This is a genomic window from Ancalomicrobiaceae bacterium S20 (assembly GCA_040269895.1).
GTDB lineage: Bacteria > Pseudomonadota > Alphaproteobacteria > Rhizobiales > Ancalomicrobiaceae > Methyloraptor > Methyloraptor flagellatus.
The window spans coordinates 311,212-335,159 of the sequence record CP158568.1 but is presented as its reverse complement, the minus strand read 5'-3'; the positions used below and the strand labels follow the sequence as shown (position 1 = coordinate 335,159).

General features: G+C 67.5%; 24 protein-coding genes. 16 read left to right on the top strand and 8 right to left on the bottom strand.

Annotated elements, in window-relative coordinates:
- Nucleotides 1-13: 13 nt before the first annotated feature.
- From ABS361_01500 to ABS361_01465, 8 genes are all read left to right on the top strand, one after another.
- The gene (locus ABS361_01500) at nucleotides 14-703 is read left to right on the top strand and encodes a flagellar hook capping FlgD N-terminal domain-containing protein (GenBank protein ID XBY45006.1); all 690 of its coding nucleotides are present in this window, start codon (nucleotides 14-16) and stop codon (nucleotides 701-703) included.
- Nucleotides 704-849: 146 nt separating this feature from the next.
- Nucleotides 850-1,125 (top strand): DUF1153 domain-containing protein, encoded by a 276-nt coding sequence (locus tag ABS361_01495; GenBank protein ID XBY45005.1) that lies wholly within the window; start codon nucleotides 850-852, stop codon nucleotides 1,123-1,125.
- 492 nt (nucleotides 1,126-1,617) lie between these two features.
- Nucleotides 1,618-3,339: a flagellar basal-body MS-ring/collar protein FliF gene (gene fliF / locus ABS361_01490; GenBank protein ID XBY45004.1), complete on the top strand. Its 1,722-nt coding sequence runs from the start codon at nucleotides 1,618-1,620 to the stop codon at nucleotides 3,337-3,339.
- Between the two features lie 6 nt (nucleotides 3,340-3,345).
- Nucleotides 3,346-4,398, top strand: a complete 1,053-nt coding sequence (gene fliG, locus ABS361_01485) for a flagellar motor switch protein FliG (GenBank protein XBY45003.1) — start codon at nucleotides 3,346-3,348, stop codon at nucleotides 4,396-4,398.
- A 67-nt stretch (nucleotides 4,399-4,465) separates the two neighbouring features.
- Complete coding sequence (locus tag ABS361_01480) at nucleotides 4,466-5,182, top strand: FliH/SctL family protein (protein XBY45002.1); 717 nt, start codon at nucleotides 4,466-4,468, stop codon at nucleotides 5,180-5,182.
- Between the two features lie 42 nt (nucleotides 5,183-5,224).
- Entirely contained in the window at nucleotides 5,225-5,524 is a 300-nt protein-coding gene (gene fliN, locus ABS361_01475; GenBank protein XBY46773.1) for a flagellar motor switch protein FliN, read from the top strand.
- A gap of 13 nt (nucleotides 5,525-5,537) precedes the next feature.
- Nucleotides 5,538-6,941: a sigma-54 dependent transcriptional regulator gene (locus tag ABS361_01470; protein ID XBY45001.1), complete on the top strand. Its 1,404-nt coding sequence runs from the start codon at nucleotides 5,538-5,540 to the stop codon at nucleotides 6,939-6,941.
- Between the two features lie 77 nt (nucleotides 6,942-7,018).
- Nucleotides 7,019-7,669 (top strand): LysE family transporter, encoded by a 651-nt coding sequence (locus ABS361_01465; GenBank protein XBY45000.1) that lies wholly within the window; start codon nucleotides 7,019-7,021, stop codon nucleotides 7,667-7,669.
- Between the two features lie 19 nt (nucleotides 7,670-7,688).
- Here ABS361_01465 and ABS361_01460 read toward each other — a convergent pair whose 3' ends face one another.
- The gene (locus ABS361_01460; protein ID XBY44999.1) at nucleotides 7,689-8,780 is read right to left on the bottom strand and encodes a helix-turn-helix domain-containing protein; all 1,092 of its coding nucleotides are present in this window, start codon (nucleotides 8,778-8,780) and stop codon (nucleotides 7,689-7,691) included.
- Between the two features lie 250 nt (nucleotides 8,781-9,030).
- Here ABS361_01460 and ABS361_01455 point away from each other — a divergent pair, with 250 nt between their 5' ends.
- From ABS361_01455 to ABS361_01430, 6 genes are all read left to right on the top strand, one after another.
- Nucleotides 9,031-10,128, top strand: a complete 1,098-nt coding sequence (locus ABS361_01455; protein XBY44998.1) for a prolyl oligopeptidase family serine peptidase — start codon at nucleotides 9,031-9,033, stop codon at nucleotides 10,126-10,128.
- Between the two features lie 143 nt (nucleotides 10,129-10,271).
- Nucleotides 10,272-12,422, top strand: coding sequence for a flagellar biosynthesis protein FlhA (gene flhA / locus ABS361_01450; GenBank protein XBY44997.1), 2,151 nt, complete (start codon nucleotides 10,272-10,274; stop codon nucleotides 12,420-12,422).
- A 218-nt stretch (nucleotides 12,423-12,640) separates the two neighbouring features.
- The gene (locus ABS361_01445) at nucleotides 12,641-13,693 is read left to right on the top strand and encodes a hypothetical protein (GenBank protein XBY44996.1); all 1,053 of its coding nucleotides are present in this window, start codon (nucleotides 12,641-12,643) and stop codon (nucleotides 13,691-13,693) included.
- Between the two features lie 8 nt (nucleotides 13,694-13,701).
- On the top strand, nucleotides 13,702-13,953 hold the full coding sequence (locus tag ABS361_01440) for a hypothetical protein (GenBank protein ID XBY44995.1): 252 nt from the start codon (nucleotides 13,702-13,704) through the stop codon (nucleotides 13,951-13,953).
- Nucleotides 13,954-14,147: 194 nt separating this feature from the next.
- On the top strand, nucleotides 14,148-14,951 hold the full coding sequence (locus ABS361_01435) for a MipA/OmpV family protein (protein ID XBY46772.1): 804 nt from the start codon (nucleotides 14,148-14,150) through the stop codon (nucleotides 14,949-14,951).
- A gap of 1 nt (nucleotide 14,952) precedes the next feature.
- Nucleotides 14,953-15,579, top strand: coding sequence for a GNAT family N-acetyltransferase (locus tag ABS361_01430; GenBank protein ID XBY44994.1), 627 nt, complete (start codon nucleotides 14,953-14,955; stop codon nucleotides 15,577-15,579).
- 33 nt (nucleotides 15,580-15,612) lie between these two features.
- Here ABS361_01430 and ABS361_01425 read toward each other — a convergent pair whose 3' ends face one another.
- From ABS361_01425 to fliI, 3 genes are all read right to left on the bottom strand, one after another.
- Complete coding sequence (locus tag ABS361_01425; GenBank protein XBY44993.1) at nucleotides 15,613-16,605, bottom strand: proline racemase family protein; 993 nt, start codon at nucleotides 16,603-16,605, stop codon at nucleotides 15,613-15,615.
- 258 nt (nucleotides 16,606-16,863) lie between these two features.
- Nucleotides 16,864-17,274: a flagellar export protein FliJ gene (gene fliJ / locus ABS361_01420; GenBank protein XBY44992.1), complete on the bottom strand. Its 411-nt coding sequence runs from the start codon at nucleotides 17,272-17,274 to the stop codon at nucleotides 16,864-16,866.
- A gap of 26 nt (nucleotides 17,275-17,300) precedes the next feature.
- Entirely contained in the window at nucleotides 17,301-18,650 is a 1,350-nt protein-coding gene (fliI, locus tag ABS361_01415; GenBank protein XBY44991.1) for a flagellar protein export ATPase FliI, read from the bottom strand.
- Nucleotides 18,651-19,030: 380 nt separating this feature from the next.
- Here fliI and ctrA point away from each other — a divergent pair, with 380 nt between their 5' ends.
- The gene (gene ctrA, locus ABS361_01410; protein XBY44990.1) at nucleotides 19,031-19,738 is read left to right on the top strand and encodes a response regulator transcription factor CtrA; all 708 of its coding nucleotides are present in this window, start codon (nucleotides 19,031-19,033) and stop codon (nucleotides 19,736-19,738) included.
- A gap of 102 nt (nucleotides 19,739-19,840) precedes the next feature.
- Here the strand turns inward: ctrA and ABS361_01405 are convergent, their stop codons facing one another.
- Nucleotides 19,841-20,089 (bottom strand): hypothetical protein, encoded by a 249-nt coding sequence (locus ABS361_01405; protein XBY44989.1) that lies wholly within the window; start codon nucleotides 20,087-20,089, stop codon nucleotides 19,841-19,843.
- Between the two features lie 112 nt (nucleotides 20,090-20,201).
- Between ABS361_01405 and ABS361_01400 the strand changes: the two genes are divergently transcribed.
- Nucleotides 20,202-21,083 (top strand): LysR family transcriptional regulator, encoded by an 882-nt coding sequence (locus ABS361_01400; protein ID XBY44988.1) that lies wholly within the window; start codon nucleotides 20,202-20,204, stop codon nucleotides 21,081-21,083.
- Between the two features lie 43 nt (nucleotides 21,084-21,126).
- Here ABS361_01400 and ABS361_01395 read toward each other — a convergent pair whose 3' ends face one another.
- The 3 genes from ABS361_01395 to ABS361_01385 form a co-directional block, all read right to left on the bottom strand.
- The gene (locus ABS361_01395) at nucleotides 21,127-21,924 is read right to left on the bottom strand and encodes a GyrI-like domain-containing protein (protein ID XBY46771.1); all 798 of its coding nucleotides are present in this window, start codon (nucleotides 21,922-21,924) and stop codon (nucleotides 21,127-21,129) included.
- A gap of 261 nt (nucleotides 21,925-22,185) precedes the next feature.
- Nucleotides 22,186-22,869 (bottom strand): DUF2268 domain-containing putative Zn-dependent protease, encoded by a 684-nt coding sequence (locus ABS361_01390; protein XBY44987.1) that lies wholly within the window; start codon nucleotides 22,867-22,869, stop codon nucleotides 22,186-22,188.
- A 127-nt stretch (nucleotides 22,870-22,996) separates the two neighbouring features.
- Entirely contained in the window at nucleotides 22,997-23,926 is a 930-nt protein-coding gene (locus ABS361_01385) for a proline racemase family protein (GenBank protein XBY44986.1), read from the bottom strand.
- Nucleotides 23,927-23,948 lie beyond the last annotated feature (22 nt).

Genomic DNA, 23,948 nt, shown 5'->3' with positions numbered 1-23,948 from the left:
AGGAGAACGACCCATGTCGATCAGCGCCCTGACCACGCCGACCGTGGCGAACTCGACGAACAAGTCGGACTCCAAGAGCCTGTCGTCGAACTACCAGATGTTCCTGCAGCTGCTCGTCACCCAGCTGCAGAACCAGAGCCCGCTCAATCCGATGGATTCGAGCCAGTTCACGACCCAGCTCGTGCAGTACTCCTCGGTCGAGCAGCAGATCAAGTCGAACGCGACGCTGACCGACCTGAAGACACAGCTCACCGCCAACACCGCGACCAACCTGGTCAGCTATCTCGGTTCGACGGTCAGCGGCGACGGCTCGACCGCGACCGCGACCAGCGGCGGCGCGACCTGGAGCGTCAACGCCTCCGATGCGAGCCCGAGTGCGACCGTTACGGTCAAGGACTCCAGCGGCAACACCGTCTACACCTCGACCAAGTCGATGACCAAGGGCACCAATGCCGTCACCTGGGACGGCACGCGCTCGGACGGCGCGACCGTCAATGCGGGCGACAAGTACACGATCTCGGTCAGCGGTTCGAACAGCGCCGGCAGCAACGTGACCTTCTCGACCGACTTCTCGGGCACAGTGACGAAGGTCGATTTCAGCGGCGCCGAGCCGATCCTCTATATCGGCGACACCAGCGTCTCGTTGTGGAATATCACTTCCGTCCAGAAGGCGAGCAGCACCGCCTCGACATCTTCGAACTGATCGGAAACGGCCAGGACGAACGGTAAATCGCGGAAATCGACGCGTCGAACCGACCTATGCGATTGAGCGATTTGATTTAGCCATATTTTAAGGCGCGCCCCGTAATCTCCCCTTCGATGTGGTCGCATCGAATGTGTGAGAGTACGATGACCGATCAAGTTCGACCGCGGGTCAAGTATGTAATCGGACCGGACGGCAGTCCGCTGACGATCGCAGACTTGCCACCGCAAGATACCAAGCGCTGGGTCATCCGCCGCAAGGCGGAAGTCGTGGCCGCCGTCCGCGGAGGCCTCCTCTCGCTGGAAGAAGCCTGCAGCCGCTATACCCTGACCGTCGAGGAATTCCTCGCCTGGCAGCAGTCGATCGACCGTCACGGTCTCGCGGGCCTGCGCACAACCAGGATCCAGCAATACCGCCAGTGAAAGCCTTTCACGCGTTCGGTAAAGAGAAAGACGGGTCGGCCCACGCCGGCCCGTCTTGCATTTTGGAGGGCGCGCCCCGCGAGCGCCGCCGGCATCTCCCCCCACAGGACCGATCGTTCGGATCGATTCGCCCGCGCGGCGCCGAAGCGGACCGGGGCGGGCGCCTGACCCGGCAAAATCTGCCGCCCTCCTTCATTTTTCTTTGAGCAAATCGGCGGATTTCCGCCGTTTTTCCCAAATCGTAACCAGCCCGTTAACCACTCGTTTACCATGCGATGGGAAATTATTGCCTAGCGGAGATCGCTCCGGTCCGCCCCCACCGGATCGCTCGGGCCATCTCCGCCAACCGGTCGTACCGAACCGCTCTCGCAAAGCGGACCGCCGACCGGACGTCCCCCGGACGGCCTCGACCCGATGTTCCCAAGGAGCCTGTCGCCGGTTCCTTGGGCTCGGGGCGCGGCCGAGGCAATATTGAAGGCGCGGAACCTGCCCGTGAACGGTGCTCTCGAGTTCCTCCAGAAGCTTGGTCCGGCGCGTGTCGCCGCCATGGGCGCGGTGGCGATCGCGCTCGTGGGCTTCTTTGCCTTCCTGATCCTGCGCGTCTCCCAGCCGAACATGGCGGTGATGTACTCGGACCTGTCGGTCCAGGACTCCGCCGCCATCGTCAAGGAACTCGACGCGCAGGCGATCACCTACGAGCTGCGTCAGGACGGCAGCCAGATCATGGTCCCGAAGGACCAGATGCTGCGCCTGCGCATGCGTCTGGCCGAGAAGGGCATCCCCTCGGGCGGCTCGGTCGGCTACGACATCTTCGACAAGTCCGACGCGCTCGGCACCACGAGCTTCGTCCAGAACATCAACCGCCTGCGCGCGCTCGAAGGCGAACTCTCCCGCACGATCCGCGCGATCGACCGCATCCAGGCCGCCCGCGTCCACCTGAACATCCCCGATCGTCAGGTCTTCCAGCGCGACAAGCGCGAGCCGACCGCCTCGATCGTGCTGAAGGTACGCGGCCAGCTCGAACAACAACAGATCCGCTCGATCCAGCACCTCGTCGCCTCCGCGATCGAGGGGCTGAAGCCGAACCGCGTCACGGTCGTCGACGAAGGCGGCCGTCTGCTCGCCAGCGGCGGCGAGGAAGACGCGCAGGGCCTCGTCTCCGCGACGCTGCAGGAGCGCAACGCCGCCTACGAGCGTCGCATCGAGGGCCAGATCGAATCGATCGTGTCGTCCATCGTCGGGCAGGGCCGCGCCCGCGTGCGCGTAACGGCCGAGATGGACTACAGCCGCGTCACCCAGACCCAGGACAGCTTCGACCCCAACGGTCAGGTGGTCCGCTCGACCCAGACCAAGGAGGAGAACTCCTCCAACGTCCAGGGCGACAAGCAGGTCACCGTCGCCAATCAGGTGCCGGGCGGCACGCAGGACCAGAACAAGGATAGTAGCAAGGAAGCCTCGAACACGAGCGAGGAGACCGTCAACTACGAGATCTCCAAGACCAGCCGCGTCGAGGTGATGGAGGCCGGCCGGGTCAAGAAGATGTCGGTCGCCGTGCTGGTCGATGGCGTCTACACGGCCGCGAACGGCGCCGAGCCGACCTATCAGCCGCGTCCGCAGGCCGATCTCGACCGGATCGCTGCCCTCGTGCGCTCCGCCGTCGGCTTCGACCAGAACCGCGGCGATCAGGTCGAGGTCGTCAACCTGCGCTTCGCCGAGGCGCCGGCCTCGCTGCCGCTGGAAAGCCAAAAGCAGGGTCTCGCCGGCCTGTTCGACTTCACCAAGGACGACATCATGCGGCTCGCCGAACTCGGCGTGCTGTTCGTGATGAGCCTGCTCGTGTTCTTCTTCGGCCTGCGTCCGCTGATCAAGAAGGTGCTCGGCCCGGAGGTCGTCAAGACGACCATCCTGGAGACCACCGTGACCGGCGCGGCCGGTGCCGCGGGCGCCGCCGGCGGCCAGCTCGCCCTCGCCGGCCCCGACGGACAGCCGGCCGTCGGCCCCGACGGCCAGCCGATCGAGAGAGGGACGCTCGAGGACGCCGCCGCCACCGCGCTCGCCGGCGCCGGCCTGATCCCGGCCGACCGCCTGGAACAGGCCAAGGCGCTCGGCGAGATGCACGCCACGTCGATCGCCAAGATCGGCGAACTGATCACCGAAAGCCCCGCCGAAGCCGCCGCGATCATCCGCGGCTGGCTCGCCGAAACCGCAGCGTGAGGACGAATGGCCGCCCCTGCCCTCCAGAAGCCCGCGCTGAAGATCGAAGCCGGCGAAACCTATCGCGAGCTCGCCGGCGCCGAACGCGCGGCCGTGCTGCTGCTCGCGCTCGGCGAGGAGCATGGCCGCGGCATCTGGCAGCGGCTCGATGAACTGGAAGTGCGTCAGATCTCGATCGCCATGTCGCGTCTCGGCGCCGTCAGCCCCGAGATGCTGGAGAACCTGTTCGTCGACTTCGTCACCAAGCTCTCCTCGAAGGGCTCGCTGACCGGCAACTACGATACGACCGAGCGGATCCTGCTCTCCTTCATGTCGCCGGAGCGCGTCGCCCAGATCATGGAGGAGATCCGTGGTCCGGCCGGCCGCAACATGTGGGAGAAGCTCTCCAACGTGCAGGAGAACGTGCTCGCGAACTATCTGAAGAACGAGTACCCGCAGACGGTCGCGCTCGTGCTGTCGAAGATCAAGCCGGACCATGCCGGCCGCGTGCTGGCGATCCTGCCGGAGGAGTTCTCGCTCGAGGTCGTCAACCGCATGCTCCGCATGGAGGCGGTGCAGAAGGAAGTGCTCGACAAGGTCGAGCAGACGCTGCGCGTCGAGTTCATGTCGAACCTCAGCCACACCTCGCGCCGCGACGCCCACGAGCTGATGGCGGAGATCTTCAACTCCTTCGACCGCCAGACGGAAGCCCGCTTCCTGACCGCGCTCGAGGAGGAGAACCGCGAGAGCGCCGAGAAGATCAAGTCGCTGATGTTCACCTTCGAGGATCTCGGCAAGCTCGACGGTGCCGGCATCCAGACGCTGCTGCGCGCGGTCGAGAAGGACAAGCTCGCCATCGCGCTGAAGGGCGCGAGCGAGAGCCTGCGCAACACCTTCTTCTCCAACATGTCGAGCCGTGCCGCCAAGATGATGACCGAGGACATGGAGGCGCTCGGCCCCGTGCGCCTGCGCGACGTCGACGAGGCGCAGGGCACGATGGTCAATGTCGCCAAGGATCTCGCCGCCAAGGGCGAGATCATGATCTCCAAGTCCAAGGGCGAGGACGAACTGGTCTACTGACCGGGGCACGCGACGCATCCCGCGCCGCGGCCGCAACGACGAAGGACGAGAAAGCGAACCGGACCCGATGGCCACTCCCGCGCGCTACCTTTTCGATATCGACTTCTCGGCCCCTCCGCCGCCGCCCATGCCGGAGCCGGATCCCGAGCCGGTCGCGCCGCCGCGCCCGATGATCGACCTGGAGGACCACCAGGCCGAACTCGCCGCCGCGATCGAGAAGGCGCGCGCCGAAGGCCACGAGGAAGGCTACATGGAAGGCCGCATGGCCGCCGAGGCGCGCGCGGCCGAGCGGCTCGCCGACGAGGCCGCCCGGCTCTCCGCCGCCGTCCGTTCGCTGGTCGCCTCCCAGGACGCCGAACGCCTCGCCGTCGAACGCCAGGCGGTCGAACTCGCCGTCGCGGTCGCCCGCAAGCTCGCCGGCCGGCTGATCGACGCCGAGCCGCTGGCGGAGATCCGCGCGCTGGTCGCCGAGAGCCTCGGCCCGCTCCGGAAGGCGCCGCATCTGGTGCTGCGCCTCGCCGCGGCCCATGCCGACGGCATCCGCGGCGAGGTCGACCGCATCGCCCGCGAGACCGGCTTCGAGGGGCGCGTGGTCATCCTCGGCGAGGAGGACCTCGGCCCCGGCGATTGCCGGATCGAATGGGCCGACGGCGGCATCGTCCGCGATCGCGCCGCCCTCGACGCCGAGGTCGAGGCGGCCGTCGCCCGCTATTTCGAGGGACGCGCCGCGTCGCTCGCCACCATTCACGACGATCCGGTCGACGCCGACCGGACCAGGGGGTGATCCATGACCGCGCCCGCCGACGACAATCTCGAACTCGACGAGATGGAAGCCCAGAAGGCCGCCCGCAGCTCCGACGAGGAGCCGGTACAGGCCCGCTCCGCCGCCGATCTCGAGGCCGTGTTCGACGTGCCCGTGCGCGTCTCGGCCATCCTCGGCCAGTCGCGCATGCGCGTCTCCGACCTGTTGCGCATGTCGACCGGGACGGTGCTCGAACTCGACCGCAAGGTCGGCGAGGCGATCGACATCTACGTCAATGATCGGCTGGTCGCGCGCGGCGAAGTCGTCCTCGTCGAGGACCGGCTCGGCGTGACCATGACCGAAATCATCAAGTCCGAACGGTGAAAGGAAAACCACCATGCGCCTCCTGATCGTCGGTGGCCTGGGCGGCCAGCTCGCGATCGCCTCGAAGATGGCGATGGACCGCGGCGCTTCCGTCACCCATGCGGACGGGGTCGAAATGGCCCTGAAGATCCTGCGCTCGGGCAAGGGCGCGGACCTGCTCATGGTCGACGTCGGTCAGCCGATCGCCGAGCTGGTACGCCGGCTCGAGATGGAGATGATCCACGTCCCGATCGTCGCCTGCGGCACCGCGACCAACGCGCGCGCCGCGGTCGACGCGATCCGCGCCGGGGCGAAGGAGTACATCCCGCTGCCGCCCGATCCGGAGCTGATCGCCGCGGTGCTGTCGGCGGTCGCGGAGGATGCCAAGGATCTGATCGTCCGCGACGACGCCATGGCCCGCGTCGTGCGCCTCGCCGATCAGGTCGCCGCCTCCGAGGCCTCGATCCTGATCACCGGCGAGAGCGGCACCGGCAAGGAAGTGCTCGCCCGCCATGTCCATCGCAAGTCGGCGCGGGCCAACAAGCCGTTCATCGCGGTCAACTGCGCGGCGATCCCCGACAACCTGCTCGAGAGCGAGCTGTTCGGTCACGAGAAGGGCGCCTTCACCGGCGCCATCGCCCGGCGCGTCGGCAAGTTCGAGGAGGCCGACGGCGGCACGCTGCTGCTCGACGAAATCTCGGAGATGGATTTCCGTCTTCAATCCAAGCTTCTGCGCGCGATCCAGGAACGCGTGATCGACCGCGTCGGCGGCACCAAGCCGGTGCCGGTCGACATCCGCATCATCGCGACCTCGAACCGCACGCTGGCCGACGAGGTGCGCAAGGGCACGTTCCGCGAGGATCTGCTCTATCGGCTCAATGTCGTGAACCTGAAGATCCCGCCCCTGCGCGAGCGCCCGGCCGACATCATCGCGCTGGCGGAGTTCTTCGCCGAGAAATACGCCAAGGCCAACGGCATGAAGCCGAAGCCGATCGGCCACGACGCCCGCCGCGAGCTGGTGCGCAACCGCTGGCCCGGCAATGTGCGCGAGCTCGAGAACTGCATGCACCGCGCCGTGCTGCTCGCCATGACCGACGAGATCGATGCCGACGCGATCCGCACGCCGGACGGCGTCAAGCTTGGCGAGGCGAACGGGCCGGTCGCCGGCACGCCGGCGACGCCGGGCGGCTACGACCAGACCGTCCGCCGCGCCGCCGAGACGGCGGAAGCGGTGACGCGCGCGCTGGTCGGCCGCACGGTGGCCGATGTCGAGCGCGACCTGATCCTGTCGACGCTCGACCATTGCCTCGGCAACCGGACGCATGCGGCGAACATCCTCGGCATCTCGATCCGCACGCTCAGAAACAAGCTCAAGGAATATTCCGACGACGGCATCGCCGTGCCGCCGCCGGGCGGCGCGGAACGCGACGTCGCCTGAGGCGACTGTCGCCAGGCACGGCGACGGCACACACGCCCTCGCCGCGATAGCAAGAAAATACCGGAGGAGCCCGCCCCATGTCCGCTACGCTGTCGATCTTCGCGAGCCTCGCCGCCGCCCAGTTCGCGCTGGCGATCGTGCCGGGGCCGAACATGGCGCTGGTGCTCGCCGCCGGTAACCGCGACCGCCGCCTCGGCCTCATGACCGCGCTCGGCATCGCGACCGCGGCGCTCGTGTGGGCCGCCGCCGGCATGACCGGCCTCGGCGCGACGCTCGCCGGCCTGCCCGGCATCACCGAGGCGCTGCGCATCGCCTGCGGTCTCTACCTGATCCTGCTCGGCGGGCTCGCCGTGGTCCGGGCGTTCAAGGCCGATGCCAGCGCGATCGATACCGCGGACACCGGTTCGACCGATGCCGCGCTCTGCCGCGACGCCGCCGTGCGCGCGTTCCGGGCCGGCTTCCTGACCACGATCACCCACCCGAAGGCGATCCCGTTCTATCTGGCGATCTTCGCGGCGACCGGCGCCGATCATCTCGACGGCGTCGCCTGCGCGGCCGCAGTCCTGCTGATGCCGCTGGTCGGTCTCGTCTGGAACGGCGCGCTCGCGCTCCTGGTCGCCACCGGCCCGTTGCGCGCCGGCCTGCAACGCCACCGGCGCATGGCGGAAGGCGTCGCCGGCACCGCCATGATCGGTTTCGGCGCGAAGCTCATCACCTCGCGGGGGTAAATGCCTCGCCCTTCGGCCTTCAGGCCTCGGCGTCCCCCCTCGCCCTTGCCCGCCATTCGCTCGGACTGCAACCGGCGACGCGGCTGAACTCGCGGTGAAAATTCGACTTGGTCTGGAACCCGACCTCATGGAGGATCGCGGTGACCGGCCGGTCGGTCTCGGCAAGCAGGCGAAGGGCGTCTTCGACGCGGAGCCCGTTGACATACTGCGACACGTTCATGCCGTGAACGCGATTGATCGCCCCCGAGATCATCCGCGCCGGCCGATGGACCCGCCGCGCCAGCCGGTCGAGCGACAGATCCGGATCGCGATAGAGCGCCCGTCCGCGCAGCACCGCATCGACCTCGCCGAGCACGACGAGATCGACCGCCCGCAGGCTCTCCGCTTCGACGGCGGCGTCCTCGGCCTCCCCTGCCGCCGCCTCCGGCTCAGGGTCGGGTGGTATCCCCGCGTCGGCCTCCTTTTCGACATCGGCCGTGCGCGTCGAAGCGATGACGATGGTCGCCGCGGCCGCCGTCAGCAGCACGACGAGGCTGCCGATCGAGATGATCGCCGCCGCCTGCCGCCGAGCCTCCACGGTCGGGCCATGCTGATAGAGCGCGATGCCGGTCAGCGCATCGACGCCCGCCGACGCGATCAGCAGGACGCCGAGAACCGCCGAGGCGAAGCGCGCACGCCCGACATCGGCGAGCCGGGCCGCGCCGAACCGATCGGCGCCGCCGAGCGCGACCGTCAGGATCGCCCCGCCCGCGGCGAGATAGAGGCCGATCAGACCGGCGTCGATCGGCTGGCGCCACCAGAGCGCGAGCAGCACCGTGACGACGCCTGCTCCCGCGAGCGCCCGCCGCGTACTCCCGAGCCGGGCTCCCGACAGATCCGCAACCACCCACCACGCCAATGGCGGCGCGAGCGCCGCGCCGAACGGTTGGATCAGCCGGGCGACCTGCCAATCGACGCTCCAGCGCAGACCGACCAGCGTCGCCTGGATCAGTGCGGCACCCAGAAACACGGTGAGCGGCAGCATCGACCGCCCTTCGCGCCGCGAGACGATCACGCCGAGCAGGATCGCCAGCACGATGGCGACGACAAAAGGCACGGGGATCGCGAGCATCGTCTCTCCTGTTCGCCACGCCCCGGCCTCATCGACCGAGCCTGCGCGAGCCGCATTCGCCCCGAATGCCCTTTCGAGCCAGGGGCTCCGACGCGAAAGGCAGCCGGTCCGAAATCGCGTTCGGGGACGACCTCGATCGTGTTCGAGGACGCCATCCGACCGCGGCCGGGGCTTCGATGACCGGGCTCGACCGCGGCCCAGAGCGACCACGACCTCAGCCGCGCGGTCAACCCCGTCTGGAGATGAAGAGATGAACCGTCCGCCGTTTTCCACCCGCGCCCTCGGGATCGCCTGCCGTCTCGGCCGCAAGGGCGTCCTTGGCGCGATGCTCTCGATCGGTCTGGCGGCAGCCGCGACGCCGCCCGTCGCAGCTGCCGAACCCCTGTCCGTCGGCATGCGTTCGCTCACGATCACGACCAAGGAACCGGGCCGCGTCCTGCCGACGCTCGTCTGGTACCCGGCCGGCCCCGGCGGCGAAGAGGTCCTGATCGGCGACAATCCCGTCATCGTCGGCACGCACGTCCGGCGCGACGCGCCGGTGGCGCCGGGGCGGCACCCTCTGTTGCTGATCTCGCACGGGTCGGGCGGCAATGGCGCCGGCCTCTCCTGGCTGACGACGCGGCTCGCCGCGCGCGGCTACATGGTGGTGGCGATGAACCATCCGGGCACCACCTCGGGCGATTCCAACGAGAAGCTCACGATGGAACTCTGGCACCGCCCGAAGGACATCTCCGCCACGCTGGATCATTTGCTGGCCGCCCCGGATCTCGCCCCCTCCATCGATCCGAAGGCCGTCGGCGCGCTCGGGTTCTCGCTCGGCGGCTACGACGTGCTGGCGCTCGCGGGCGCTGAGCAACGCCGCTTCGCGTTCGCCGAATATTGCAATCGCAACCGGACGATGATGGGTTGCGCATGGCTGCGGCGCGGCGGCGTCGACTTCGCCGCGCTCGATCCGCGCTTCGACGAAAACCATCGCGACACGCGCATCCGTGCCGTGATCGCGGTCGATCCGGCCTTCACGCCGAGCTACGACGACAAGAGCCTCGCGAGCGTCACCGTGCCGGTCGGCGTGCTGAACCTCGGCACGCCGTCGACCACGCCCGGCATCATCGAGGGCCGCGCGATCGTCGATCTGATGCCGAACGCCCGGCTCGATCGTGTGCCCGATGCCGTGCATTTCAGCTTCCTCGGCATCTGCAAGCCGGACGCGGCACGGCTCCTCGCCGAGGCCGGTGACGAACCGATCTGCACCGACGTGCCCGGCGGCCGCGACCGCGCCGCGCTTCACGACGACATGACCGCGAAAATCTTCAACTTTCTCGGCAGGATGCTGCCGGTCGGCCACTGACCGGAACCATCCGGCGAAAGGCCTCGGCGGCTCGACCGCCGAGGCCCCGAAATTAACCACCTGTTAACCACGCGCCCGGCAAAAATTGCCCAGTGGCGGGATCCTCGTCCGACCGATTCCGCCCCGAGCCGCGAGCGCCTTTCATGTCAGACACCACGGCCGAAACCAGCACAGCCGGCGGAACGCCGTCCCGCTCCTTCACGTTGCCGTTCGGCATCCCGAGCCTGCAGGATCTGATCGCCACTGCCCGCCGCGGCGACCTCGCGCTCGCCACCGGCGTCATGGCCATCCTGGTCGTGCTGGTGGTGCCTCTGCCGGCCTGGATGCTCGACGTCTCGCTGGCGATCTCGATCACGATCAGCGTGCTGATCCTGATGACGTCGCTGTTCATCCAGCACCCGCTCGAGTTCTCGGCCTTCCCGACGCTGCTGCTCATTTCGACCATGCTGCGGCTGTCGCTGAACCTCGCTTCCACGCGCCTGATCCTCAGCCACGGCCACGAGGGCACCAAGGCCGCCGGCCACGTCATCGAAGCCTTCGGCAACTTCGTGATGGGCGGCAACTTCGTCATCGGCATCATCGTGTTCGCGATCCTGGTGATCGTGAACTTCGTCGTCATCACCAAGGGTTCCGGCCGTATCGCCGAAGTCGCGGCACGCTTCTCCCTCGACGCCATGCCCGGCAAGCAGATGGCGATCGACGCCGATCTCTCCGCCGGCCTGATCGACGAGAAGGTCGCCCGCCAGCGCCGCAAGGATCTGGAGGACGAGAGCGCCTTCTACGGCGCCATGGACGGCGCCTCGAAATTCGTGCGCGGCGACGCGATCGCGGGCCTGCTGATCACCTTCATCAACGTCGTCGGCGGCATCGTCATCGGCGTGGTGCAGCAGGGCATCACCTTCGCCGAGGCCGGCCATTCCTACACGCTGCTGACGGTCGGCGACGGCCTCGTCACCCAGATCCCGGCGCTGATCGTCTCGACCGCCGCCGGCCTGCTGGTGTCGAAGGCCGGCGTCACCGGCGCCGCCGACAAGGCGCTGATCAAGCAGCTCTCCGGCTATCCGAAGGCGCTCGGCATGTCGTCCTTCGTCATGGCCGTCCTGTCGCTCCTGCCGGGCATGCCGACGATCCCGTTCCTGGCGCTCTCCGCCGGTGCCGCCGCGCTGGCGCTGACCGCCGACAAGCAGCAGAAGCAGGCGGTCGCGCAGGTCGAGGCCGAGAAGGCCGTCGAGGTCGCCAAGGCGGCGACGCCGAAGGAAGAGACCATGGCCGAGACCCTGAAGATGGACGATCTCAGGGTCGAGCTCGGCTATTCGCTCCTGTCGCTGATCAACGGCGCCGACGGCTCGGATCGCCTGACCGAGCAGATCAAGGCGCTGCGCCGCCAGCTCGCCACCGACATGGGCTTCGTGATGCCGCCGTGCCGGCTGCTCGACAACGTCCAGCTGCAGCCGAACGAATACGTCATCAAGGTCAAGGAGGTCGAAGCCGGGCGCGGCACGATCTTCGCCAACCAGTTCATGGTCATGGACCCCGAGGGCCGGCAGATCGACCTGCCCGGCACGCACACGACCGAACCGACCTTCGGCCTGCCGGCGACCTGGATCGACGCCTCGCTCAAGGAAGAAGCGGCGATCCGTGGCCTGACCGTGGTCGACCCGGCGACCGTGCTGTCGACCCACCTGACCGAGGTGCTGAAGGCCAACGTCGGCGACCTGCTCTCCTACGCCGACGTCGTGAAGCTGCTCGGCGAACTGCCGAAGGAGCAGCACAAGCTGGTCGAGGACATCGTGCCGTCACAGCTCAACATGTCGGGCATCCAGCGCGTGCTGCAGGCGCTGCTGATCGAGCGGATCTCGATCCGCGATCTCGGCACGATCCTCGAGGGCGTCGCCGAGGCGGTCGCCTTCACCCGCTCGGTGCAGTCGATCACCGAGCACGTGCGCTCGCGCCTCGCCCGCCAGATCTCGGCCGCCAACCTCGCCCCCGGCGGCTACCTGCCGATCATCTCGCTGTCGCCGGCCTGGGAGGTTGCCTTCGCCGAAGCCCTCGTCGGCGAGGGCGAGACCAAGAGCCTCGCCATGGCGCCGTCGAAACTCGGCGAATTCGTCAACGGCGTCCGCGACGGCTTCGAAGATGCCGCGCGCATCGGCGAGATCCCGGTGCTCCTGACCAGCCCCGGCATCCGCACCCACGTCCGCGCCATCGTCGAACGCTTCCGGCCGCACACGGTGATCATGAGCCAAGCCGAGGTGCACCCGCGGGTCAGGTTGAAAACGGTGGGGTCGATTTGAGGGGGGATCGGGAAGATCGCGAAGCCTTCCGAGCCGGACAGGAGCCCCCTTTCTTTCCAGGGGTTGCGATCGGGAGCGACGTCGGCCACGGTCGGAGCACCGCGATCGGGGCTGTAAGTTGTTTGTCGAGCCGATTGGTCCACGGCGTCTCTACTTCGATCCTTCCATCATCGCGCAGCGCGTGCAAAAGCGCCGGACAAAAGCAGAGCAAGGCTCGAATGCAACACATCTGCGGCTGCTGGAGCTACGATCGCGAGGCGAATTGCCTCATCAACGTAATAACAGAAGAGAAAATCCACTATAGGGACCGGCTGGAATGGCATAAAAGCCGAGCCGTCAGTCAGATTCATCGTTTGGTTTACGTATCAGGAAAGACGGAAGCGCCCATTTTTGTTTCGTATGATCTGGAGCGAGAATATCCCGAAAAAGATCAAGATCCGAGCTACGCCGTAACGTACTCGACCCACATCTACACGGTCGACTTTTCGCTGACGATCGAGGCGATGGATACGAACGCCACGACCCTTCCCTTCGGCCTGTGGCAGAGGCTGTGCGAGGCGGCCCCGCAGGCGCTGCTGTTCTGGCCGGAGCGCTGGCCCCACACCGAAGACGACAGCGGCGGACCTGATCTCAGCCGACCCAATACCGACCAGTCACGAAAGGTCGTTCTGGTCGGCGCATGGCGCAATGCGCGCTGGGTTCCCGATGGCCGATCGATCCACGAGTGCGACACGCGCGCCACGCCGGAGGAGCGCGCAGCGGACTTCTATCTGCTGCCGCGCGAACATTGGGATCTGCCCGCCCCGAACGCGCCGCCGCCGCCGGCGCTGCAATTCAACGTCCCACGCGCCGACAAGCTCGCGAGCCTGAAATTGGAAAACTGGCCCGACGAAGCCGCCGCGTTCCAATATCTGCGCGATCATGGCGTGCTCTTGCCCGAACCATGGTGGCGTCCGCGGGAGGCCAGGCCGGAAGCTTGGTCGATCGAGGATATTCCCCACTGCCGTTCCGAGACCGATTTCCGGTTCTTCGCCTTTCTCGACCATTTGCAGTTTAAGAACGGTCATGGTCGCAACGTTGTTTTATACGACTTCGCAGGTGCTACATCCATGGGAGGCTTCTTTTCTTCAACAGAGCTGGTCGCACAACATATCGACAAAAGCCTTGATTCTATATTTCGAATCAACAACCAAAAAAATACTGGTTCTACTCGTTTTATCGAGAGGACGCCAAGTATGTCCCTGGATTCAACACCTCTTACAGATTTATAAAGGACCGCATGTTCCTTCCAGATCCTGATGAACCCTATCGTTTATTCCGAATGCCGCGGATCCGCGAAGTTCAGCAACTCCTGCTCGATGCCGCCACGGCTTGGACCGGGATCTCGGACGACGACTCTCAAGACGAGCGTCTTCGACCGATCAAGAAGTTGGAACTGCGCAAACAACCGGTCGCCGGCATCTGGGGATTCCCGACCGGCAGATGGTTTCCCACACATGGAATGAATATCGAGCATATCATTCGAACCTGAACCGGCATTGGATCCCTGTTATCCAATCTCGATCGGGCTCATCCCGATCAAACGGGCCGCGCCAGCCCCCCCGTGCCCCATCCGCCACACGCGCCCGCCACATGACCCCTGCCCCGCCGGCACGGCTCGGCAGGGCGCTCATGATCCTGTAACCATGGCGGTGCGTATGATGATCACCTGACCGCAAACCCGGGATTCGCGATGCTCCGCCGCTCCGCCCTCGCCTTCGCCCTCCTCGCAGGAACCGCGCTCGCGCCCGCTCAGGCGGCCGATGTCGGCGCCGCGCCGCGGATCCGCTGGCCGGGCCCGGCATCGACGCGATCGTCACGCTCGGCCTCGGCGCCAAGCTGCAGCCGGCCTATGACGGTGCCAATCGCTATGTCGCTTCGCCCTGGCCGATCGTCGGCTTGAAATTCCTGCGCTCGCCGTTCACGGGTCAGGAGACCAGCGACACCGGCTTCGGCTTCCGCCCGACCTTCCGCTTCCTCGACGAGCGCAAGGGCACCGGCGACCTCGCCGGCCTCAACCGGGTGAAGTCGGCCTACGAGGTCGGCGCGCAGATCGACTACACTGACACCTACTGGCGCGCCTATGTCGAGTTCCGGCAGGGCTTTGGCGGCCACACCGGCCAGCTCTACGATGTCGGTGCCGAGGGCATCTTCCGCCCGGCGCCGGCCTGGCGCATCGCGCTCGGCCCGAAGCTCTCCTTCGCCTCGTCGGAATACATGCGCACCTATTTCGGCGTGACCGGAGCGGAGAGCGTCGCCTCGGGCGGCAAGTTCGCGGCCTACAATCCCTCCGGCGGCATCCGCGCCGCCGGCGTGACCGCGCAGGCGACCTATGCCTTCGACAAGAACTGGCTGGTCCGCGCCGACGCCGGCTACGAGCGGCTGGTCGGCGACGCCACCTCGAGCCCGATCGTCAAGCGCGCCGGCGACGTGAACCAGTTCACCGTCGGCCTCGGCGTCGCCTATCGCTTCGGCATCGGCTGGCACTGACATGGCCACGGAAGCGACGTTCGCGGTCAAGCTCTCCGGCTACACCGACGTGCCGGAGGGCAAGATCGCGACCAATGTCACCTATCTCGAACAGCGCGCGCGCCCGGAGCTCCGGCCCGAACCGCCGACCGACGGTTTCGCCCTCGCGCGCCTGCGCGGCGACGAGGCGGCGCGCTATCGCGACCTGTTCATCGCCGTCGGCGAGGAGTGGCTGTGGTTCTCGCGTCGCTACTTCACCGACGTCGAGCTCGCCGCCTACATGGACGATCCGGGCATCGAGATCCTGGCCCTGACCCGCGACGGCCGCGACATCGGCCTCGTCGAACTCGACTGGCGCGAGCTGGAGACGAGCGGCGACGTCGAACTGGCGCTGTTCGGCCTCGTGCGCGAGGCGATCGGCGGCGGCGCCGGCCGGTGGCTGATCAACCGGGCGATCGAACGCGCCTGGGCGCGCGAGCCGGCGCGCTTCTGGGTCCACACCTGCTCGTTCGACCACCCGGCCGCCCTCGCATTCTATCGGCGCTCGGGCTTCGTGCCCTACAAGTTCGGTCTCGAAGTGGCCGACGATCCGCGCCTGCTCGGCTACCTGCCGCGCGAGGCCGGTCCGCACATTCCGCTGATCGAGTAAGGCCCGACGCGCGAAACGCCGTCAGCGGGCTTCTCAGCGCACCAGAAAGCCGTCCGGGAACGGATCGTCCTCCTCGATCGTGAAATGCGCCGTGCCGCTGTAGTGCGCCTTGCCGGAGACGCGCGCCACGATCGCCGGCCGGCCGGCGAGCACCGTGTCGCGCGCCACGCAGCCGGCGAAGTCCGAGCCGGTGATCGAGCGGAACCGGCGCGTCTCGCCGACCTCGATCTCGCCGCGAGCCCGCATGAGCGCCAGCCGCGCCGTGACGCCCGAGCCGGTCGGCGAACGGTCGACCTCGCGATCGGCGAAGATGCAGACGTTGCGCGTCGGCCGCACCCGGCCATTGCCGCCATCGGTCAGGATCGTGCCATAGAGGAACGACAGGTCCGGCTCGCCCGGATACTCGACCGTCAGCGCCGCACGCACCGCCGCGCTGACCCGGTCGGCCGCATCGACCAGATGCCGCGCCGGCCGGTCGAGATCGAGCCCGAGCCGGTCCGCCGGCAGGATCGCGTAGAAGGCACCGCCATAGCCGATGTCGAGGGTGACGCGGCCATGGCCCTCGATCTCGACCTCGGCGTCGAGCGTCGGCGCGAAGGCCGGCACGCTCTCGAACGACACCGCCCCGGCGCGGCCCTCGACGATCTCGACGTGGGCCGTGACGAGCCCGCACGGCGCCTGGATCGAGACGGTGGTGAACGGCTCGACCTTGGCGACCAGCCCCTCGTCGACGGCCCAGCGCGCGACCGCGATGGTCGCGTGACCGCACATGGTCGAATAGCCCTCGTTGTGGATGAACAGCACGCCGAAATCGGCGCCGGGCAGATCCGGCGCCACCGGCAGCACGCCGTACATGTCGTAGTGCCCGCGCGGCTCGTGCATGATCAGCCGCCGCCAACGGTCGAGCCGCTCGCGGGCGAACCGCCGCTTGTCGAGGATGGTCGCGCCCTCGATCTCCGGATAGCCCGCGACGACGATGCGCACCGCCTCGCCGCCCGTGTGCATCTCGACCGTCTCGATCCGCATCCTGCTGAGCCCATCCCGCTTGTCGAACACTCGTCAAGCAAGATAACCGGGCAGCGCCGGCATGCCAGTGGTTTCGCAACGGATCGCTTGAAGAATTCCGGGGACGAGCGCTTCTCGCACGACGCGACTTCGAAGAACGCCGGCAGCGCCCCGGTCGACCCGACAACGGTCCCATGAACGCCGCCCAAATGCAACGAAGCGCCGCGTGCCTTCTGGCGCGCGACGCTCCCTCATCGACGGTATCCGGTCGTGCGGTGCTCAGCCGAAGGCGTGACGGCGCATCGCGACGTCGTCGAGCGCGTCCTGCTCGGCCGCATCGCGCTCGGCCCGCTCGCGAGTCTGGTCGCGCTCCTCGATCAGCTCGACCTTCTTGAGCTCCTCGACCGCCTCGGACAGTTCGTCACGAGCGCCGTCGAGCTTGTCTTCGAGCTCCTTGATCGAGGCCTTCAAGTTGTCGCGGCGCCCCATCGCGGCCTTGGCGAAGGTCGGATAGGCGAAATGCGCGATGTCGTGAATACCGACGCGGTTCTGCTCCGAGACGATCTGATCGTCGAGATCCCCGACCATGCGGGTGAATTCGGCGATCATCATCTCGAGCTGATTCACCTGCCGACGCTTTTCGTCGACCTGGAATCGTTTCAGCCGGATGAGGCTATCGCGGGACTTCATTACGCGTCACTCCCCATGAAGTGAGATCATGCTAGCGAAGACCCGTTTCCAAAAGGTGAGTCGATCCCCGACAGGATCGATTGAAGTTTATCATAGCCGGCCGGCAGGCTGGTCTGCTCCTCCTTGCCCTGCTTCAGAAACGCCTCGAAGCCGGGGTTGAGCGCGATCGCGGCATCGACTTCGGGGCTGGAACCCTTGCGATAGGCGCCGAGGCGGATCAACTCCTCCATGTCGGCATAGGTCGCCATCAGCCGCTTCGCCTCGGTGATCAGCGGCCGCCGCTCGGCCGGAATCGCTCGCGGCATGGTGCGCGACACCGACTTCAGCACGTTGATCGCCGGATAGCGGCCGCGCTCGGCGATCTGGCGCTCCATGACGATATGGCCGTCCAAAATGCCGCGGACCGCGTCGGCGACCGGTTCGTTGTGATTGTCGCCCTCGACCAGCACCGTGAAGAGGCCCGTGATCGAGCCCGAGCCGACCCGGCCGGGGCCGGCGCGTTCGAGCAGGCGCGGCAGTTCGGTGAAGACCGTCGGCGTATAGCCCTTCGAGGTCGGCGGCTCGCCGGCGGAGAGGCCGACCTCGCGCTGCGCCATCGCGAAACGGGTGACGGAATCCATCAGGCAGAGGACGTCCGAACCCTGATCGCGGAAATACTCGGCGACCGTCAGCGTGAGATACGCCGCCTGCCGGCGCATCAGCGCCGGTTCGTCGGAGGTCGCCACCACGACGACCGAGCGCGCCAGGCCCTCCTCGCCGAGATCGTCCTCGATGAACTCCTGCACCTCGCGGCCGCGCTCGCCGACGAGGCCGATCACCGCGACATCCGTCGCCGTGTAGCGGGCGAGCATCGACAGCAGCACCGACTTGCCGACGCCCGAACCGGCGAAAATGCCCATGCGCTGACCACGGCAGCAGGTGACGAAGGTGTTGAGCGCCCGGACCCCGAGATCGATCGGATCGCCGACCCGCGACCGCTCGCTCGCCGGCGGCGGCGGCGCGCGCAGGTGCATGGCCTCCGGCCCGCTCGGCAGCGGCCCCTTGCCGTCGATCGGCTCGCCCATCGCATTGACCACCCGGCCGAGCCAGGCCGGGCTCGGCCGGACCACGCCGTCGAGTGCGACCACGCGGGCGCGGCAGCCCATGCGCACGCCCTCGAGCGCGCCATAGGGCAGGCACAGCGCCCGGTCGCCCTGGAAGCCGATCACCTCGGCCGCGATCGATCGGCCCTGCCCGACCTCGATCGCGAGCCGCGCGCCGACGCCCATTGCATGCAATGGCCCGGCGACCTCGATCATTAACCCACGCACGCCGACGACACGCCCGAACGTGGTTAGCGGGGCGATTTCGCCGATTTCCCGGATCAAAGGCTCCATTTCGGGCGACTCGCTCGCATCTCGTGACCGGTTCGTGTCGGATCAGTAACCCGCCGTTAACGTCCTTCGTCAAACAATATGAACGGGCGCCGACGTGGGGTCGCGCGTCCGCTCGGCGACCAGGGGGTCGAAGGGTGATTCCGGAGAGTCGGTTAAGGCCATTTCTTAAAGTGGCACTTTAACTCGACGAATCGCGATTCTCCCTTGATTCTCAGTCAACTGATAAAAATCGGCTGATTTTTGTCGGGAAGGGTTGCCGGGTCGAATCAGTTTCTGTTAACCATTGCTCGGTACGCTACCGAGTCGGGTTACAGTGTCGTTCGCAGAGGCTGTTGGGGGCCGATGCGCCAAGCCCAGGATAGGCGACAAAGGGGATTGGCATGCGCGTACTGCTCATTGAAGACGACAGCGCGACTGCTCAGAGCATCGAATTGATGTTGAAGTCGGAAAACTTCAACGTCTATACGACCGATCTGGGTGAAGAAGGCATCGATCTGGGCAAACTCTACGACTACGACATCATCCTTCTGGACCTGAACCTCCCGGACATGTCCGGTTACGAGGTTCTGCGCACCCTGCGCGTCTCGAAGGTGAAGACCCCGATCCTGATCCTCTCCGGCCTCGCCGGCATCGAGGACAAGGTTCGCGGCCTCGGTTTCGGTGCCGACGACTACATGACCAAGCCGTTCCACAAGGACGAGCTGGTCGCGCGTATCCACGCGATCGTCCGCCGCTCCAAGGGTCACGCCCAGTCGGTCATCCACACCGGCGACCTCACGGTCAACCTGGACACCAAGACCGTCGAAGTCGGCGGCCAGCGCGTCCACCTGACCGGCAAGGAATACCAGATGCTGGAGCTCCTTTCGCTCCGCAAGGGCACCACGCTCACCAAGGAGATGTTCCTCAATCATCTCTACGGCGGCATGGACGAGCCCGAACTGAAGATCATCGACGTGTTCATCTGCAAGCTTCGCAAGAAGCTCGCCTCGGCGACCGGCGGCAAGAACTATATCGAGACCGTATGGGGCCGCGGCTATGTGCTGCGCGAGCCGGACGAGAACGAAGTCTATTCCGAAAGCGTCGCCTGAGCCTTTACGAACGCCGATCCCCGAGCCCCCAACGCCCGGATATGAGAACCCCGCCCAAAGGCGGGGTTTTTCGTTTGAGCGAGATCCGTCGCCGCACCAATCTCAAGGTCGGGGCGGCACCCGGCCGGTCCGCAGCGCGTCCGCGATCTGGTCTCGCCGGAGACCGATATCGCGCAGCCGCGCATCGTCGAACTCCGCCAGATCCTCCGCATCCATATAGGCGCGGTATCGACGGCGGGAGGCGCTCCAGAGAGAGCGAACGAGTACGGCGAAGGCGCGCGCGAGATCGCGCAGCGCCGCGCCGACGGCCGGCGAATGGTTGTGGTAGGGAGCAGAAGCAATCTCGGTCATGGGTTCGGTTCGCATCGGCCGCCCTCCTCGCATGGACTGGCCCGATGCTAGGCCGTTGCCGAGAATTCAAAAAACTGATTATCTCGATCAAAACGATGCGGATTTTCTTGGCATGCGCCGGCTCAGCCTCGATCAGGTCGAAACCTTCCTCGCCGTGCTCGCCCACGGCAGCTTCAGCGCCGCCGCGCGCAAGGTGAACCTGTCGCAGCCCGCGGTCAGCCATCAGATCCGCGAGCTTGAGACGCGCCTCGGGGTCAGGCTGATCGACCGGGTCGGCAAGCAGGCCTATCCGACAGAAGCTGGCCGGGAGTTCGTGCCGATCGCCGAGCGCCTGCTGGCCGAAGCCGACGCGGCGGCGCTGACCATGCGCCGTCATCAGGACGACTATGTCGGCACCGTCCGCGTCGGCACGGCCAACAATGTCGTCGTCTGGATCCTGCCCGAGATCATCCGCAAGCTGCGCGCGGACCACCCGCGCCTCGACGTCGCAATCTCGACCGACTGGACCGGCCCGATCGTCGAAGGCATCGTCGCCGACCGCATCGATGTGGCGCTCGTCACCCTGCCCGTACCGGCCGGGCTGCCGGTCGACGTCGAGCCGTGGCGAGACGAGGACAGCTACGCGCTGTTTCCCGCCGACCGCGCGCCGCCGGAAGGCCCGGTGACGCCCGAAGCGGTGATCAACGAGCCGCTGATCCTGCCAAAGCGCCCCGGCGCGGTGCGCCGGCTCGTCGACGCCTGGTTCGAAACCGCGGGCCTGACGCCGAAGCCGATCATCGAGCTGTCGAACTCCGAGGCGATCAAGGCCATGGTCGCCGCCGGCATCGGTGCGACCGTGCTGCCGGGCGAACACGGCGAGCATCACGGCCACGGCCGGCTGGTCGCCCGGCCGCTCGACCCGCCGGCAACCCGCAAGCTCGCGATCGTGACGCGCCGCTATCGCACGCTCGATCGCGCGACGCGGCTGTTCATCGAGGCGGCGAAGGCCGGCTGACGCGCGCGCCTCAGCCGCCTTCCCTCCTCGTCGTCCGGTACCCTCACACGAGCGGGATGCGGATCTCGGTCAGCCATTCCGACGGCGGCAGCGTCCGCATGTCGTTCAGATAGATCTCGACCGGCGGCTCGTCGCGCCGCTCGCGGCCCGACTGCGGCAGCCAGACCCGGTAGAGCCACTGGAACGTCGAGCCGAGCTCCGCATAGGGCCCCTTGTGGATATGCACGGCGTAGTCGCCGCCGACGATCGTGCGCAGTTCGAGCGGCGCGACGGGGTGCACCGCCTCACCATCCCGGACCGGAACTGCGGCGAAGGAGCGCAGCTCGCTCGCCGGCACGAGACCGGGATCATCGTAGCTGAGCGCCAACGGCGGCATGGCGGTGCGGGCTGCGAGCCCTTGGGCATGCAGCGCATGCATGAGCGTGTCGAAGGCACGCCCGACTTCCATGTAGGGCCCCTTGAACGCGACGCCGACGAGCGTCGTCTCGGGGAATGCGCGAATGTCGACCTGAACCATCGGGGGATCTCCCTCATCGCCGGCACCGGGACGCACCCGGCGGGCTTCGATGCGATACCTGGCCGGCGTCGCGCCATAGGCCTCCGCGAAGGTGCGCGCGAAGGATCGGACGTTTGGATAGCCGGCCCGTTCCGCGATCCGGATCAGGGGAAGATCGGTCCGCGCGAGATCGCCGGCCGCGCGGTGCAGGCTGAGCCGCCGGACCGTCGCGGCGATCGTCTCGCCGTGGACCTCGCGATAGATCCGATGCCAGTGCCAGGGCGACAGGCAAGCCACCTCGGCAATGCGCTCGAGATCGAGATCCTCGCCGAGATTGTCGTGGATGTAGGCGGCGACACGGGCGAGCCGGTCGCCGTACTGCCCCCAGGTCGTCTTCGATCCGGCCTCGCGGCCGGGCTCGCCGGCGCCCTTCGCATCGCCCTGCTCCGCCCCGATCGGAGACGGGGCCGAGCCGCATGGTGCACTGGTCTTCGTCTTCACGCGCGTCCCCTGCCGTTTCGCGAGGAGGACATCACCACGGACCGCGGTCACAAATCCTGCGGAGTTGGAGCTCCTCGCGACATGCCGGTTCCCGGCCGGCCCGGCTCATGCAGCCCGACCGAGCGCCAGGGTCGGCCAAGCGACATCGATGACGCGCCGCGCCGGAATTTCGTCGGTCGTGAGCGGATCGGCGTCCGGGACGGCAGCGAAATAGCCGCGCATCAGCGCATAGCCGATGGCGTAGCCGCTCCAGCGCGGCCAGCGGCCGCGACCGAAGAACCAGGCCGGATGATCGTAATCGATGGCGTAGAGCATCGCGCCCGCGTCGGTGACGGTGCCGTCCCATGCCTCGGGCTTCACCGGCACGCACCAGGGCTGCGGCTCGTCGACCATCAGCAGCGACTGCTCGAACCAGTCCGCCATGCCCTCGCTGACCAGCGCCTCACCGAGCGTCGCGCCGTAGCCCACGCTCTCCCAGCGCAGCGCATGATGCAGTTCGTGGCCGAACAGCCGCGCGACCTCGCCGCGCTCGACGGCGGCCGCGAAGGCCGTGTCGTCGGGATCGAAGGTCAGCGTGATGCACCGCGGCCGAAAACAGTGTCCGGCGATACCGAGGCCCGGGATACCGGCCCCGGCGACCCGCTGGATCACGATGTCGAGGTCGGGCAGCTTGGTCGGCGACACGACCTGCCGATAGCGCCGCTCGACATGCAGCAGCGCCGCCTCGATCGCCGAGCGCCAGGGTCTGAGCGTTCCCGCCGCCTCGAGATAATGCCGCTGCCAGGCCATGCGCGCCCCCTTGTCGAACCAGGGAGGCGAGTGTGCCGCCGGTCCGACGACGGCGCAATGACTGCCCCCGCGTCGACCGTCTTCGGCAGGCCTCGGATATCGGCCGAAGCCCGCGCCGAGCGCCGGCTCAGCCGAGCCCGTGCGGGAAAGGGTCGTCCGGATCGGTGAGCAGTGTCGCCTCGGCGGTCACGAAGGCGCGCCCCGAGATGGTCGGGATCACCGCGCCGTCGGCATCGAGCCGGTAGCGCGCGGTGAAATGGCTGCCGACGACGCTCTCCTGCACCCAGAGCGCGCCCGGCGCGAGCTTGCCCGCCGCCGCGAGGCAGGCGAGCTTGGCGCTCGTGCCGGTGCCGCAGGGCGAGCGATCGTACTCGCCGCCGGGACAGAGCACGAAGTTGCGGCTGTCGCCCTCCGCCGTGGCGGGCGGGCCGAACAGCTCGATATGGTCGATCTCCGCACCGCCTTCGCCCGTGACCCCCTCGCGGACGAGGGCGGCGCGGATCGCCTCGGCATGCGCGGTCAGTTGACGGCGGAAGCCGAGTTCGAGCGGCGCAGGGGCACCGTCGACCAGGAAGAACCAGTTGCCGCCCCAGGCGACGTCGCCGGTGACCGGCCCGACGCCTGCGACCTCGACCGTCACGCCGCGCCGGAACACCCGCGCCGGCACGTTCTCGACGCTCGCCCGCGTGCGGCTCTCGAGCGTCACCGACACGATGCCGACCGGCGTTTCGAACCGGTGCGTGCCGAGCCCGATCCGGCCCATGTGGCCGAGCGTCACCGCCGCGCCGATCGTGCCGTGGCCGCACATGCCGAGGAAGCCGACATTGTTGAAGAAGATGATGCCGACCGCGCAGGTCGGGTCGTGCGGCGGCACGAGCAGCGCGCCGACGAGCGCGTCGAAGCCGCGCGGCTCGTTCATCGAGAAGCGCCGGACATGGTCGAAGTCGCGGGCGAAGCGCGCCCGGCGCTCGGCGAGCGGGCCAGTCCCGAGATCGGGACCGCCCTCGACGATCACCCGCGTCGGTTCGCCTTCGGTGTGGGAATCGATGACGCGCATGGGCGTTGCTCCGGACGTCGAC